Raw genomic sequence first — 14,676 nt, 5'->3', positions numbered from 1 at the left:
AGCGGGCCCCGGTTATGTGGCAAACTGTCCCCGCCAAGGAGACCGCCATGCCCAGACCCCGCTGCGAGCGCTGCCAGCGCCCGCTCGACCATTGCCTATGCCCACTGATCCCCGCGCTCGACAGCCGCACCCGCGTGATCCTGCTGCAGCACCCCAGTGAAACTGCCCATGCCCTTAACACGGCGCGCCTGGCTGCCCTTGGCCTGAACAATGCCGAGCTGCGGATTGGAGAGGTGTTCGATGACCTGCCTGACCTGCTCGCCACCCCTGGATACCAGCCGGTGCTGTTGTTCCCGGGTGATGACGCCCAGGTGCTGACAGCCTATGGCGAGGCGGGCGACAAACCTTTGCTGCTGATCGTGCCCGACGGCACCTGGCGCAAGGCGCGCAAGCTGCTGTACCTGAACCCGTTGCTGGGGGGGCTGCCACGGGTGACGCTGGCCCAGGCGGCCGCTTCACGCTATCGGTTGCGCAAAGCGCCGGAGGCGGGTGCGTTGTCGACGATCGAGGCGGTGGTCGGGGCATTGAACACGCTGGAGCAACCGGCCTGCTTCGATGCACTGCTGGCGCCGTTCGAGACGTTGATCGAGGGGCAGATCAGGGCCATGGGCGTAGAGACCTTTCAGCGTAATCATGGCCGTGAGTGAGGATTGGGGCTGCTTTGCAGCCCATTCGCAGCACAAAGCGGCCCCGCTACCTAAAACCCGCTCAACGCATCTCAGGTAGACGCGCCTCGGTGCGTACTTCGGTGGTCGCCAGCGCCTCTGGCGGCAGCGAAATATGCTGTTTGCTCAGCAATTCACCCATGGTCGCCAGTACGCGGTAGCGCGAGAACTCTTCGGTGTAACGCACCTCGGTGTAGCGGCGGTCGGCGTTGTACAGCTCGTTCTCACTGTCGAGTACGTCCAGCAGGGTGCGCTGGCCCAGGCCGAACTGGTCCTGGTAGGCCGCACGCACACGCTTGGTGGTTTCGGCGTATTCACGCGCGGTCGGCAGCTGCTTGCTGGCGTTGTTCATGGCGTTCCACGCCAGGCTCAGGTTCTCGGTCAACTCACGCAGGGCGTTGTTGCGAATGTCCAGTGCCTGGTTGATCTTGTGCGCGTCGGACTGCAGGCGAGCCTTGTCGCTGCCACCGCGGAACAGGTTGTAGTTCATCTCCACGCCAGCTTGCCAGTCGTTGTTGTTGTGGCCTTTCTCGCCGCCGGTGTTGTTGTTGGCACCGGTTGCCAGAATGGCATCGAAGCGTGGGTAGAAGGTCGACTTGCCCACTTCGTACTGCTTCTCGGCGGCGTTGACGTCAGCCTGGGCAGACTTGATGTACGGGTTGTTCTGACGCATGCCATCGCGGGCTTCTTCGAGGGTGCCTGGCACCTCGCCCTTGATGCTCTGCGGGCTTTCCAGCTCGTCCGGGGCACGGCCGATCACACTGAAGAAGTTGGCCTCGGCATCGGCCAGGTCGACTTCGGCGGTGTCCAGGTTGTTTTCCGCCAGGGCGCGACGGGCGCGGGACTGGTCGAGGTCGGCGGTGCTGCCGACGCCGCGCTCGTTGCGCAGGCCAATCTGATCGTTGACGCGCAGGTGAGCTTGCAGGTTGTTCTTGGCCAGGGTCACCAGTTCACGGCGTTTGAGCACTTCCAGGTAGACCTCGACTGCACGCAGGGCGACATCCTGGGCAACGGCCTGGGTGTAATAGGCGCGGGAGGTAGAGACCGCCTCGGTGCGGCCTACTTCATTCGAGGTGTTGAAGCCGTCGAAGATCATCTGCCGCAGGCGCAGTTCGGACTGGGTGTAGTTGAGGGTTTCCTTGTTGTGGTTTCCCTCGGCGCGGGTAGTGGCGTTGTCCGAGCGCTGTCGGCCATAACCGGCAACCAGGTCCACGGAAGGGTAGTAGCCACCACGCGCGAACTTCACGTCTTCATCGGCCGACAGCTTGCTGTTACGGTTGGAGCTGACTTGTGGGTGGTAGTCCACGGCGCTTTGGACAGCCTCGGTAATCGACATCGCCTGTACGTTGGCACTCGCCAGGGCCAACAGTAAAGCACTGGTGATGGGGTTCAAAACGCGCATGGTACATCTCCCTGATTCTGGAATTGATCCTGCTGTTCGCCAAAAAAATGACGATAAACTTATCGCGTATAGTGTTGCAGGTTTTTAACAACACAGCTAAGTACATTCAACGCGATAGATAAGAAGATTTATTCATATCAAATTGCCATATAATATCTTTGTTGTCTAATAAGTATGCATTCAAGGGCACGGAATGAACGCAGGAAATGCCTTGAAAACCAATGGATACAAGGGCTATGCGCAGTTCCAGAACTAATTCGGATAAAGAGGGCATTGATTAGGCGAAAGCGATATTTGGCGACAAAATATTGTCACTTTGGCTTGTGCAGGGTTTTCAGGCTGAGGATGTACAGGGTGACCAATGCGGCACTGGTCAACATGAAGGTGCGCGCCCAGAACAGCGGCACCAGATAGCACGACAGGCCAATGCTGGCCCACATCAGGCCGATGGCGTAGACCTTGCCCTTGAGGGGGATGCCTTCACCACTGAGGTAGTCACGGATCCATGGCCCCAGCTTGGGATGATGGACCAGCCAGTGATGGAAGCGCGGCGAGCTGCGGGCAAAGCAGGCCGCCGCCAAAAGCAGGAATGGGGTGGTGGGCAATACCGGCAGGAATATCCCCAGCACCCCCAGCGCGACGCTGAGCCAGCCAGTGGCCAGCAGCAGGTAGCGCACAGCTTGCTCAGTGGTGGCGTGGCTTGAGCAGCGCCGGTTTTTCGTCAGGGGCGTGCAGCAGCAGGAACAGTGCGCTCAGTGCCTCGGGGATTTGCACGATCATGTCATCCTGCAGGTTGGCGTTGCTGGCGATGTCGGCGAACTCTGGTTGTTCGTCGAACAAGCCCGAACCCACCATGATCGGCAGCAGCATTTCGCTGACTTCTTCCTCGGCGTTTTCGAACCACGCCTCTTCCCGCAGGAACACGCCTTCCATGAAGCCGATGCACCAGCCGCGCAGGTCGGAATCGTCCGGCTCATCGGTCAGGTCGAGGTCGCAGGGCAGGTCGAATTCTTCGTCGCTGGCCAGCTGGCGGGCAATGTGCGCCTTGAGCGCCACCAGGGTGGCCTCGATCTCGGTGCGCTGGGCTTCGCTGGCGTAGTGCGGCTCCTCGGCGAACAGGGCGTCGATCCATTCGCGCTCGGGCACGTCCTCGGCGTTGATCGAAAGAGCGGTGAGGTAGCCGTGTGCGGCGACATAGTCCAGCGCTTCTTCGTGCAGCTCGTCGGCGTCGAGGAAGGCTTGCAGGCGGGTCAGTTGCTCGGCGAAGGACATTACAGGGCTACCTTGGGGAATAAACGATACCGAATTCTAGCACCTTGCAGCGGCAGCGGGGCAAAGGGAACGTCTATCGCCGCGGTGCATGTGCAGCACGGTGCTGCGGTATACTCCGCGATTTTTCATCCAGGGGCAGGTTTCAACGGCTGCCTGGCAAAAACCGCTTACGCATTTGGCGTGTGCGGGGCGGGTTTTTCGTCCAGCCTTTATCCAGGATGGTACGGCGATTTGGAGTTGCACATGCTCGAACAGGCTCAGCGCGTTCTCAAGGACATCTTCGGCTACGACAGTTTCCGTGGGCGCCAGGCAGCGATCATCGAATGCGTGGCCAATGGCGGCGATGCCTTGGTACTGATGCCCACCGGTGGCGGCAAATCGCTGTGTTTCCAGGTGCCGGGGCTGCTGCGCCCGGGCCTGACGGTGGTGGTATCGCCACTGATCGCGCTGATGGACGACCAGGTCGCCACCCTTGACGAGCTGGGTGTGTCTGCGGCCGCCCTGAACTCTACCCTGACGGCGGAGCAGCAGCGTGAACTGGCCGGGCGCCTGCGCCGTGGTGAGGTCAAGATGCTGTACCTGGCGCCGGAACGCCTGGTGCAGCCGCGCATGCTCGACTTCCTGCGCGATCTGGACATCTCGCTGTTCGCCATTGACGAGGCCCACTGCGTTTCGCAATGGGGGCACGATTTCCGCCCCGAGTACCTGCAACTGGGCCAGCTGGCCGAACTGTTTCCGCATGTGCCGCGCATTGCGCTTACCGCCACGGCCGACATGCGAACCCGCGAGGAGATCGTTCAGCGCCTGCACCTGCAAGGCGCCGAGCGCTTCCTGTCGAGTTTCGACCGGCCCAACATCTTTTACCGCATCGTGCCCAAGGAGGCACCGCGCAAGCAGTTGATGGCCTTCCTCGGCGAACGTCGTGGCAACGCAGGCATCGTCTACTGCCTGTCGCGCAAGAAGGTCGACGAAACCGCCGCCTTCCTCTGTAGTCAGGGGTTCCCCGCGCTGCCGTATCACGCTGGCCTGGCCGCCGAGACGCGGGCGGCCAACCAGCATCGCTTCCTGAACGAGGAAGGGCTGATCATGGTCGCTACCATTGCTTTCGGCATGGGTATCGACAAGCCCAACGTACGCTTCGTTGCCCACCTCGACCTGCCCAAATCGCTTGAGGCCTACTATCAGGAAACTGGCCGGGCCGGCCGTGACGGCCTGCCCTCCGATGCCTGGATGGCCTACGGGCTGCAGGACATGGTGATGCTCAAGCAGATGCTGCAGAATTCCGAAGGCGACGAGCGCCACAAGCGCATAGAGCAGCACAAGCTGGATGCCATGCTGGCGCTGTGCGAAGAAACCCGCTGCCGCCGCCAGTCGCTGCTGGCCTACTTCGACGAGATCCTCGAACAACCGTGCGGGCACTGCGACAACTGTGTCGACAACATCCAGACCTGGGACGCTACCGAGCCGGCCCGCCAGGCGCTGTCGGCGGTGTTCCGCACCGGCCAGCGCTATGGTGTTGGCCACCTGGTCGATGTGCTGTTGGGCAAGGACACCGAGAAGGTGCGCAATTTCGGCCATGAGAAGCTGTCGGTATTTGGCGTTGGCAAAGGTCTGGCCGAGGTGGAGTGGCGCTCGCTGTTCCGTCAACTGGTGGCGCGCGGCCTGGTCGATATCGACCTGGAAGGCTACGGCGGCCTGCGGCTGTCCGACAGCTGCCGGCCGCTGCTGCGCGGCGAGGTGACCTTGCAACTGCGCCGTGATCTCAAACCGCAGACCACGGCCAAAACCTCGTCGTCCAGCGGCGGCAGCCCGGCCAGCCAGCTGGTGCGTGCCGAAGAGCGCGATCTGTGGGAAGCACTGCGTACCCTGCGCCGCAAGCTGGCCGAAGAACACAGTGTGCCGCCCTACGTCATCTTCCCCGACTCGACACTGCTGGAGATGCTGCGCAGCCAGCCGGTCAGCCTCAGCGACATGGCCCAGGTCAGCGGTGTGGGGGCGCGCAAGCTGGAGCGCTACGGGCAGGCGTTCCTTGAAGTGCTGAACAGCAGCGGTGGCACCGACGAGGCTCCGAAAGTGGTGCTCGACCTGCGCCACGAACTGGTCAGCCTGGCCCGTGCCGGCATGACCCCGGCGCAGATCGCCGGGCAGCTCAATTGCAGCGAGAAGAACGTGTATAGCCTGCTGGCCGAGGCGTTGGGCCGCCAGGAACTGAGTCTGGACCAGGCCATCGACCTGCCGGACGACCTGATGATGGAGGTGCAGGACGCCTTTCTTGATGGCGAGGGTGAGCTGCCACCGGTGTCGGCCATTGCCCCGCAGTTCGGGGCACGGGTGCCGGAGGGCGTACTCTATTGCGTGCGCGCAGCGCTGGCAGCGGAATTCGAATTGTAAACGCATGCAGGATCGAAGGCAGAAGCGCCATCTGCTGACCTTTGTCATGCTTTTTGACGATTATCGAACGCGTAACCATGGCCGAGCCTTGCCTCGTGGGGCAGGGCATGGTTAGCTGCCTAATAATTAGATCTACTCCAATGAGTTCCTTATGCCCCTGAACGACAACCAACACCGCTTTGGCATGCAACTGGCTCAGATGTCCCGAGGTTGGCGTGCCGAGCTGGACCGCCGCCTGGCCGGGCTCAACCTGTCCCAGGCGCGCTGGCTGGTGTTGCTGCACCTGGCCCGCTTCGAAGAAGCCCCGACACAGCGTGAGCTGGCCCAGAGCGTAGGCGTCGAAGGCCCGACCCTGGCGCGTCTGCTCGACAGCCTGGAAGCGCAAGGGCTGGTGCGCCGGCAGGCGGTGCTGGAGGATCGGCGGGCGAAGAAGATTGTGCTGTGCCCGCCGGCCAAGCCGTTGATCGATCAGATCGAGACCATCGCCAACCAGCTGCGGGTAGAGCTGTTTACCGGCGTGGACGAGGCGGAATTGCAGGTCTGTATGCGCGTGCATGCCAAGATCCTGGCCAACCTCGAAAAGTCCTGAGCCCCCCCATCGATGCAGGTGCAGTGCAAGCCTCAGAAGGTGTGCCCAAGGTTCAGGTACACCGCTTGCTCATGCGCACTGTTGGCGCCGTAGCTGAAGTTCAGCGGCCCTAGAGGCGTATCCAGCCCCAGGAAGATGCTCGCCGCATTGATGTACCCACTGTCGAATTCGTTGTCGTTGTTCCACGCCCGCCCACGCTCCAGCGAGCCGCCGATGTACAGCGGGAAGTCCAGCGGCACATAGGCCCGCGGCGTCAGCCGGCGGTAATAGACCATGCGCAGCAGGCTCGCGTTCTGCCCCGATACCGAGTCTTCGCGGAAGCCTGACAGCTGTCGCGCCCCGCCCATCACGAAGCTCGACGTCACCACTTCGGTATCGTCCAGCGTGCGCCCGTAGCTCCCACCCAGCACGAACGTGTTCGGCCCGCTGCTGATAGCCTTGTCCAGGGTGAACAGCCACTGCCGGTAATCCTGGTCGGAGTCCAGCGACTTGTCGTATTTGCGCAAGGTCAGGCCGATGTCCTCGCCATGGTGCGGGAAGTACACGTTATCGAGGGTGTCGAACGAGTACTTCAGCTCGTAGAAACCTTCGTTGAAACTGACTTTGGGCAGGTCCTGGTCGCCGATGCGCACCTCGGCCTCGCCCCAGGCCTTGCCCACGCCCAGGCGCACTTCACCGCTGTTGCCGATCTGCCGGCCTACGTTCAGGCCAAAACCGTAGCGCTCCAGGCGATACTCGGCGACGGGGTCGTTGTCCAGGGTGGCTTCGATGTTCTGCGAGCCCATGTCCAGGTATGGCGCGATGAAGTAGCGTGAGCCCACATCCAGGGGTTGGTAGAACTCACTGTACAGCGCTTGCTGGTCACCGATCTGGCCGCGGGTCAGCCATTCGGCGCCAAGGCTGTTGATGCCGTTGACCCGGTAGCTGGCGCCCAGGTTGAAAGCGCTGTCGCCGCGCAGGTCATCGGACAGGTTCAGGCCCAGGCGCAGGTAGTCGGTGCCGCCGCGTCGGCCGCGGGCGTTGATCACCAAGGTGTGGTCGTTGCCCTTGTGCACCACGCGGTACTGCACCCTGTCGAAGTAGTCCAGGCCATACAGCGTACCCATGTCGGTCTGCAGGCGGTCCAGTTCCAGCGGTGCGTCGATCGGCTGGCGGATGTACGAGCGGATCACATCATCGCTGACCTTGGAGTCGTTTTCGATCCGGATTGCGGTGATTACCGGCGTGCGCTGGCGCGGCGAGCGGGCAATGGCCAGGCTGGCGTCGCCCTCGAGCTGGCGCAGGGCGGCCAGGCGCGGGTCAAGCAGGCGAGTGGCGCGGTAACCGGCGTCGATCATGTCGCGTGCACGGCCGAAATCTGTCACGCCGAAGGCGGTCAGCGATGGCTGGATGAGGATGTCGTCGCGGTGCAGGCTGGCCAGTTGTTCTTCGGAGTTGCGCCGGGTCATCAAAGTGATCGACTGATTCAGCACGTCGACGACCGTCAGTAATTGCTTGCGATCGCGCAGCGGGGTGCCGATGTCGACCACGATGGCCAGGTCCACGCCCATTTCGCGGGCCACATCCACCGGAATGTTGTCGACCATGCCGCCGTCCACCAGCAGACGGCCGTCCAGCTCGACCGGGGCGAACACGGCGGGGATCGACATGCTGGCGCGGATTACCTGGGGCAGGTGACCCCGGCGGAACACGACTTTTTCGCCACTGGCGATGTCGGTAGCCACGGCGCGGAAAGGAATGGGCAGCTTATCGAAGTCGCGGGTGTCGGCGGTATGCGCCAGTTTGCTTTCCAGTAGCAGTGACAAGTTCTGGCCCTGAATCACACCCAGCGGCAGGCCCATGCTGCCGTCGTCGCGAAAGCTGAGCTTCTGCTTGACCAGGAAGTCACGGTCATCCTGCTTGCGCCGGAACGGCACATCCTTGCGCGGCGGGGCATCGGAGAGCGCCTGTTGCCAGTCAAGGGTGGTCGCGAGTTTTTCCAGCTCTTCGACACTGTAGCCCGAGGCGTACAGGCCGCCGACCACCGCGCCCATGCTGGTGCCGGCGATGGCGTCGATGCGCACACCCTTTTCCTCCAGTGCTTTGAGCACGCCGATGTGGGCCAGGCCACGGGCAGCACCGCCAGACAACACCAGGCCGACCTTGGGCCTGGCGGGTTCCGCAGCGATTGCCGTAAGCGAGGTGAGTGCGAGCAGAAAACAGAACAGCAGACGGCGCATCGTGAGTCTCAAACCGTGGGCTAAAGACCGCTAGTATAAGCGGCCCCTTACCTGGAGATGTTTCACCATGGCTGACCACAAGCCGGAAATCGTCATCACCTATTGCACCCAGTGCCAGTGGCTGCTGCGTGCTGCCTGGCTGGCTCAGGAACTGCTCAGTACCTTTGCCGACGACCTTGGCCGGGTAGCGCTGGAGCCGGGTACCGGGGGTATCTTCCGCGTCACCTGCAATGGCGTGCAGATCTGGGAGCGCAAGGCCGACGGTGGTTTCCCCGAAGCGAAGGTACTGAAGCAGCGAGTGCGCGACCAGGTCGACCCGCAGCGTGATCTTGGTCACAACGACCGCTGATCAGGCGCCCTCGGTCAGTGGTCGCTGCCTGGGCGGTTGCTCGGCAGCCAGACGGCTGGACAGCACGATGGCGAAGATGATCAGCGCGCCGCCCAGCAGCATGCGCACGGTCGGGGTTTCGGCGAACACTGCCCAGGCCACGGCAATGCCGTAGACCGGCTCCATGCCGAACACGACCGCGGCGGTGCGCGCCTTGATCACCGCCAGGCTGGCGACGAACAGGCTGTGCGCCACACCCGTGCAGAAGATGCCGAGCAGGGCGATCCACAGCCAGTCCAGGGCCGCAACGTCGGCCAGGCCGGGCGCTGCGAACGGCAGCAGGCACAGGCCCACCACCAGGTTTTGCCACAGAGCGGCCTGTACCGCAGGCAAACGGCCGGAGCCGGCCCGGTTGGTCAGTGACAGCAGCGAGAACAGCAGGCCCGAGAGCAATGCCCAGAGCAGGCCGCCGGTGGCTTCGCTGGCCAGGTCGAATGCCGGTGTGACCAGTATCAGGCCGATGCTGACCAGCACGACCAAGACGGCTTCGTTACGGTGGATACGCTCGCGGAACAGCAGGCTTTCGAGGATCACCGTAAAGGCCGGGAAGCTGGCGAAGCCGAGGGTGGCGATGGCTACGCCGCCCACTTTGACGGCGATGAAGAAACTGACCCAGTGGCCGGCCAGCAGCACACCGCCGAGCAGCAGGCGGCGCGCATCCTGGCTGCTCAGGCGTTGCCAGCCCGGACCGGCCAGGCTGGCGAACAGGGCCAGGGCGAGTACGGCGAAGGTGGCGCGACCGAAGACGATGATCGCCGGGCTGGCGCTGGTGGCCAGTTTGCCGAAGACGCCGGTAAGGCCGAAGAACAGCGCGCCAATGTGCAGGGCGCCGAGGGCGGTGCGGTGGTTCATGGTGGGTCCTTGATGAGATCTCTACAGGCAGTGCCGGGCCTTTCGCGGGTGAACCCGCTCCTACAGGTGTGCCGGGCCTTTCGCGGGTAAACCCGCTCCTACAGGTTTTTGCACAACCTTCAGGCGGGGGCATCCTGTAGGAGCGGGTTTACCCGCGAAGGGGCCGGCAAAGGCAAAGTGTAAAGCCTCAGGCAAACACATTCTGTCGCAAGACTGCTGTCAGTTATCGCCAGACTCTCGCCGCAAAGCCAAAGGTGTACACCCGAACGCCCGCAGCATCGCCGCTGAAAAGGCACTTTGCGAGCTATACCCCACCTGCGCCGCAATTTCGCCCATCGGCAGCACGGTCTGCACGATTAGCCGCCGCGCCTTGAGCAAACGCCGCTGGCGAATGTAGTCCATCGGAGTCATCCCGCACTCCGCGGTAAATCGCGCATGCAGCCGAGCAATGGACAGCCCGGCGATGCGTGCCAGGTCGGCAACCTGCAGCGGGTAGGCAGCATGCTGCTCGATATGCGCATCGAATGCGCTGTAGGGCAGGCGCTGGCTGGGGTGCACGCTGGCTGCCGCCGTGGCGTTGAGGCTGGCCAGCAGCAGTGCCGCGCCCTGACGGGCAATCAGTGGGTCGTGCACGGGGCTGGTCGCCAGCCAGTCCACCAGTTGCTGCTGGCGCTCATCCAGGCTTACGGCGGCGGGGCGGTCGAGCAGGCGGCGGCTGGCATCGGCATGCTCGCCCAGGTGCTCGCGCAGCCAAGGCTCCCCAGGCACATCAAGCACCAGGCAATCACTGCCGGCATCGCTGGCGCACGTGTGATGAGCACCCGCCGGGACCACGATCAGCCCCTGGCGATCGATGCCGGCGCCATGCCCCTGGACCTCGAACTCCAGGCGGCCGCGCAGGCCGAACACCAGTTGCGGGTGTTCGTGGCTATGGGCGATCAGGCTGTCGCGGTAATGGCGCAGCGAGAGGATCGGGCCGGCGGTCATGGGGGCTTCCTCGCAGGGCAGGCGCCCATTGTGCCTCAATCCCTGCACGCCATCACTCGTCACTGTTTTGCCATGGCGCTGTCATGTGCGCCTGCCAGTCTCCAGCAAACTGCGCCGGAGCCTGCCCATGACCCATGCCGAACTGTCCCGCCCCTCGCGCAAGCAACGCGTGCGTACCCTGTGGATCTCCGACGTGCACCTGGGTACCCGCGACTGCCAGGCCGAACACCTGTCGCAGTTTCTCAAGGGCTACCAGGCTGATCGCGTCTATCTGGTGGGCGATATCATCGATGGCTGGAAGCTGCGCGGCGGGATCTACTGGCCGCAAGCCCACACCAACGTGATTCGCCGGCTGCTGACCATGAGCAAGCGCGGTACCGAGGTGATCTACGTCACCGGCAACCATGACGAATTCCTGCGCCGCTACTCGAAGTTGATTCTGGGCAACATTCAGCTGGTAGACGAGGCCGAGCACCTGACAGCCGATGGCCGCCGACTGCTGGTGGTCCATGGCGATCAGTTCGATGTGATTACCCGTTACCACCGCTGGCTGGCGTTTCTGGGTGACCGCGCCTACGAATTCACCTTGGTGCTCAACCGCTGGCTCAACCACTGGCGTGCGCGGTATGGCTATGGTTACTGGTCGCTGTCGGCGTACCTCAAGCACAAGGTGAAAGGCGCGGTGAACTTCATCAGCGACTTCGAGAACGCCATTGCCCATGAGTGCACCCGCCGTGGTTTTCACGGGGTGGTGTGCGGGCATATCCATCATGCCGAAATTCGCAAGGTGGGTGAGGTGGACTACCTCAATTGCGGGGACTGGGTGGAGTCGTGCACGGCCCTGATCGAGCATTGGGACGGCAGTGTCGAGCTGTATCGGCTGGCCGAAGCGCAGGCCGTGGCGGCGTTGCGCGAGCCGGCTTAAGGCTCGAGGGCAGGGGGCCGCCAAGCGGCCTCAGATGCTTACAGCCTGAGCTTGCCCAGCAGGATATCCCGGAACATCACGAAATCCCCGGCCAGGCTGTACAGCGGATAGGTAAAGGTCGCTGGCCGATTCTTCTCGAAAAAGAAGTGCCCAACCCAGGCAAAGCCATAGCCGAACACCGGCACGGCCAGCAGCAGCAACCATTTGCCACTGCCAATGGTGTAGGCCAGCAGCGCTATCACCAGGCTGGTGCCGACGAAGTGCAGGCGGCGGCAGGTGGGGTTGCTGTGCTCCCCCAGATAGTACGGATAGAACTCGGCAAAACTGCGAAACTGCGCTTTGCTGTTCATGGCAGTGCTCCGGGATTAATACTTCTGGACAAGATACACGGCGTGGAGCCTGATTCGAGTCTAGAGTGACTGACGGGGCCTACCAGTGACAATAGGCGCCAAATGAGTATCCTTGGGGTTCACCGCAGGAGCGGTCGGTAAAAGAAGCCTGTCATGAGCGAAAGAACAACGTCAGCCAGTTGGGCATCAGGGATCGTGAAGGCACTTGAACTGGAAGGGCTGGATTGCAGAGCCATGTTCAAGCAATTGGGGTTGGACTTTGCCGCCCTCGACGACCCCGATGCACGTTTTCCGCAAGATTCCATGACCCGCCTCTGGCAACTGGCGGTGGAGCTGTCGGGCAATGAGGCCATCGGCCTGAACATGGCACGGGTGGTTCGCCCGGCGTCGTTCCATGTGGTGGGCTATGCGTTGATGTCCAGCCGCACCCTGGCCGAGGGCTTCGAGCGCCTGGTGCGCTACCAGCGCATCATCGCCGAAAGCTCCGACCTTAGTTTCGTCCTCGGCCCCGAGGGCTATTCGCTGATTCTGACCGTGCACGGCGATCACCTGCCGCCAACCCGGCACAGCGCCGAAGCGTCGCTGGCCTGTGCGCTGGCGCTGTGCAAATGGCTCAGTGGCCGGCCGGTCCAGCCGCGGCGGGTACTGGTGCAGGGGCCGCAGCCGAAGAATGTCGAGCCTTACAAGGTGGCGTTCCATTCGCCGCTGGTGTTCGGCGCCCCACATGATGCGCTGGTGTTCGAGCGGGCCGACATGGAGGCGCCGCTGCCCACCGCCAACGAGGCCATGGCGGTGCTGCACGACCGGTTTGCCGGCGAGTACCTGGCACGCTTCTCAGAAACCCGGGTCAGCCACCGCGTGCGCCAGGTGTTGTGCCGCATCCTGCCGCAGGGTGAGCCCAAGCGCGAAACCCTGGCCCAGGCCCTGCACCTGTCGCAGCGCACCTTGCAACGGCGGCTGCAGGAGGAAGGCACCAGCTTCCAGACCTTGCTTGATGACACCCGCCGCGAACTGGCCGAACAATACCTGGCCCAGCCGGGCATGACCTTGCTGGAAACCGCCTACCTGCTGGGCTTTGCCGACCCCAGCAACTTCTATCGGGCGTTCCGCCGCTGGTTCGATGCCACGCCCAGCGAGTACCGCGCCCGCCTGGGCGCGGAAGGCGAAGTGCTCAGTGACGCCAGAACGCCGGCATGCACAACACCAGCACCGTGATGATTTCCAGGCGACCCAGCAGCATGCCGGCCGCCAGAATCCATTTGGCCGCGTCAGGCAGTGTCGCGTAGTTGCCCGCCGGGCCGATCACTTCACCCAGGCCCGGGCCTACACCCGAAACCGTGCCGGCGGCGCCGGTCAGCGCGGTCATCCAGTCCACGCCCAGCAGCGACAACAGCAGCGCCATGACACAGATGGTGATCGCGAAGAAGAACGAGAACGTCAGGATCGAGCGCACGATGTCTTCGTCGAGGCGATGGCCGTTGTATTTCTGCTTGATCACCGCGCGCGGGTGAATCAGCTGGTTGAGGCTGGCCTTCAACAGGATGTAGGCCACCTGGAAGCGGAAAATCTTGATGCCGCCTGCGGTCGAGCCGGAGCAGCCGCCAACGAAGCCCAGGTAGAAGAACAGCATCAGCGAGAAGTTACCCCACAGGCTGTAGTCACCCAAGGAGAAGCCGGTGGTGGTGACCACCGAGGTCACGTTCAGCGCCACATGGCGCAGGGCATCGAGCCAGTGCAGGTTGGTGCTGTACCAGTACCAGGTGCCCAGCACCAGCCAGGTGACCACCAGCATGCCCAGCAAGCCTTGCACCTGCTGATCGCGGATCAGCGCCTTGCGGTTGCCGCGCAGGGTGGCTACGTAAAGGGTGAACGGCAGGCTGCCCATGATCATCACCACCACCGCCACCCAGTGCACGGCCGGGATATCCCATTTCGCCAATGACTGGTCGGAGGTGGAGAAACCGCCGGTAGAGATAGCCGACATGGCATGGTTGATTGCATCGAACGGGCTCATGCCCGCCCACCAGAAGGCCAGCGCGCCGAGTATCGAGAAACCGACGTAAACCCCCACGATGGACTTGGCGACCATGTGCGAACGCGGCATGACCTTTTCCGAGCGGTCGGACGATTCGGTCTGGAACAGGCGCATGCCACCGATGCGCAGCAGCGGCAGGATCGCCACCGCCATGGCGATGAAGCCGATACCGCCAAGCCAGTGCAGCATCGAGCGCCACATGAGGATGCCCGGTGACATGTTATCGAGCCCGCTGAGCACGGTGGCGCCAGTGGCGGTGATGCCTGACATGCTTTCGAAGAAGGCGTCGGTGTAGCTGATGTGCTGGGTCAGCAGGAACGGTAGCGCGGCGAACACGCACACCACCAGCCAGCTGCTGACGGTCAGCAGGTACATGTCGCGCGGGCGCAGGTGTACATGCTCCGGGCGCCCCTGCACCACCAGGGCCAGGCCGGCGATGAAGGTGATCAGGCTCGACCAGAGAAACGACGGCATGTCGCCGGTGCGCTCGAAGATCACCAGGGTCGCCATGGGCACGGCCATGCTCACGGCCAGCGTAATCAGGAAGATGCCGATGATGAAACCAATAATCCTTAAGGTCGGCAACGCCATGTGATCTGCT

14 protein-coding genes are annotated in these 14,676 nt (G+C 63.1%); 6 read left to right on the top strand and 8 right to left on the bottom strand.

The genetic code is table 11. The features are described 5' to 3' along the window. Positions 1 to 47: 47 nt before the first annotated feature. The gene (locus C4Q27_RS04345) at positions 48 to 647 is read left to right on the top strand and encodes a tRNA-uridine aminocarboxypropyltransferase (RefSeq protein ID WP_064492108.1); all 600 of its coding nucleotides are present in this window, start codon (positions 48 to 50) and stop codon (positions 645 to 647) included. A 61-nt stretch (positions 648 to 708) separates the two neighbouring features. Here C4Q27_RS04345 and C4Q27_RS04340 read toward each other — a convergent pair whose 3' ends face one another. From C4Q27_RS04340 to C4Q27_RS04330, 3 genes are all read right to left on the bottom strand, one after another. Then, positions 709 to 2,067 carry a TolC family outer membrane protein gene (locus C4Q27_RS04340; protein WP_010955202.1) on the bottom strand — a complete coding sequence of 453 codons (1,359 nt, stop codon included), beginning with the start codon at positions 2,065 to 2,067 and terminating at the stop codon, positions 709 to 711. A gap of 311 nt (positions 2,068 to 2,378) precedes the next feature. Beyond that, complete coding sequence (locus tag C4Q27_RS04335) at positions 2,379 to 2,744, bottom strand: YbaN family protein (RefSeq protein ID WP_010955201.1); 366 nt, start codon at positions 2,742 to 2,744, stop codon at positions 2,379 to 2,381. 7 nt (positions 2,745 to 2,751) lie between these two features. Then, entirely contained in the window at positions 2,752 to 3,339 is a 588-nt protein-coding gene (locus C4Q27_RS04330) for a YecA family protein (RefSeq protein ID WP_010955200.1), read from the bottom strand. Between the two features lie 243 nt (positions 3,340 to 3,582). Between C4Q27_RS04330 and recQ the strand changes: the two genes are divergently transcribed. Continuing rightward, on the top strand, positions 3,583 to 5,730 hold the full coding sequence (gene recQ / locus C4Q27_RS04320; RefSeq protein WP_104886536.1) for a DNA helicase RecQ: 2,148 nt from the start codon (positions 3,583 to 3,585) through the stop codon (positions 5,728 to 5,730). A gap of 151 nt (positions 5,731 to 5,881) precedes the next feature. After that, positions 5,882 to 6,319 carry a MarR family transcriptional regulator gene (locus C4Q27_RS04315; protein WP_020191241.1) on the top strand — a complete coding sequence of 146 codons (438 nt, stop codon included), beginning with the start codon at positions 5,882 to 5,884 and terminating at the stop codon, positions 6,317 to 6,319. A 32-nt stretch (positions 6,320 to 6,351) separates the two neighbouring features. Here the strand turns inward: C4Q27_RS04315 and C4Q27_RS04310 are convergent, their stop codons facing one another. Beyond that, positions 6,352 to 8,538, bottom strand: a complete 2,187-nt coding sequence (locus C4Q27_RS04310) for a patatin-like phospholipase family protein (protein ID WP_104886535.1) — start codon at positions 8,536 to 8,538, stop codon at positions 6,352 to 6,354. A gap of 67 nt (positions 8,539 to 8,605) precedes the next feature. On the opposite strand from C4Q27_RS04310, the gene C4Q27_RS04305 reads away from it, so the two are divergent. Further along, positions 8,606 to 8,887, top strand: a complete 282-nt coding sequence (locus C4Q27_RS04305) for a SelT/SelW/SelH family protein (RefSeq protein ID WP_104886534.1) — start codon at positions 8,606 to 8,608, stop codon at positions 8,885 to 8,887. On the opposite strand, the gene C4Q27_RS04300 is transcribed toward C4Q27_RS04305, so the two are convergent. Next, on the bottom strand, positions 8,888 to 9,778 hold the full coding sequence (locus C4Q27_RS04300) for a DMT family transporter (RefSeq protein WP_010955195.1): 891 nt from the start codon (positions 9,776 to 9,778) through the stop codon (positions 8,888 to 8,890). A gap of 219 nt (positions 9,779 to 9,997) precedes the next feature. Then, on the bottom strand, positions 9,998 to 10,765 hold the full coding sequence (locus tag C4Q27_RS04295) for an AraC family transcriptional regulator (RefSeq protein ID WP_104886533.1): 768 nt from the start codon (positions 10,763 to 10,765) through the stop codon (positions 9,998 to 10,000). Between the two features lie 127 nt (positions 10,766 to 10,892). On the opposite strand from C4Q27_RS04295, the gene C4Q27_RS04290 reads away from it, so the two are divergent. Further along, positions 10,893 to 11,690, top strand: a complete 798-nt coding sequence (locus C4Q27_RS04290; RefSeq protein WP_021783434.1) for a UDP-2,3-diacylglucosamine diphosphatase — start codon at positions 10,893 to 10,895, stop codon at positions 11,688 to 11,690. 38 nt (positions 11,691 to 11,728) lie between these two features. Here the strand turns inward: C4Q27_RS04290 and C4Q27_RS04285 are convergent, their stop codons facing one another. After that, the gene (locus tag C4Q27_RS04285) at positions 11,729 to 12,040 is read right to left on the bottom strand and encodes a DUF962 domain-containing protein (RefSeq protein ID WP_014590083.1); all 312 of its coding nucleotides are present in this window, start codon (positions 12,038 to 12,040) and stop codon (positions 11,729 to 11,731) included. 153 nt (positions 12,041 to 12,193) lie between these two features. On the opposite strand from C4Q27_RS04285, the gene C4Q27_RS04280 reads away from it, so the two are divergent. After that, entirely contained in the window at positions 12,194 to 13,255 is a 1,062-nt protein-coding gene (locus tag C4Q27_RS04280; protein ID WP_104886532.1) for an AraC family transcriptional regulator, read from the top strand. Here C4Q27_RS04280 and C4Q27_RS04275 read toward each other — a convergent pair. Next, positions 13,212 to 14,666, bottom strand: a complete 1,455-nt coding sequence (locus C4Q27_RS04275; RefSeq protein WP_020193572.1) for a TrkH family potassium uptake protein — start codon at positions 14,664 to 14,666, stop codon at positions 13,212 to 13,214. The genes C4Q27_RS04280 and C4Q27_RS04275 overlap by 44 nt on opposite strands. Positions 14,667 to 14,676 lie beyond the last annotated feature (10 nt).

The organism is Pseudomonas sp. SWI36 (genome assembly GCF_002948105.1).
In the GTDB taxonomy this organism is placed as follows: domain Bacteria; phylum Pseudomonadota; class Gammaproteobacteria; order Pseudomonadales; family Pseudomonadaceae; genus Aquipseudomonas; species Aquipseudomonas alloputida.
The sequence above is the reverse complement of the archived record's forward strand: the minus strand, read 5'-3'. Positions and strand labels throughout refer to the sequence as shown.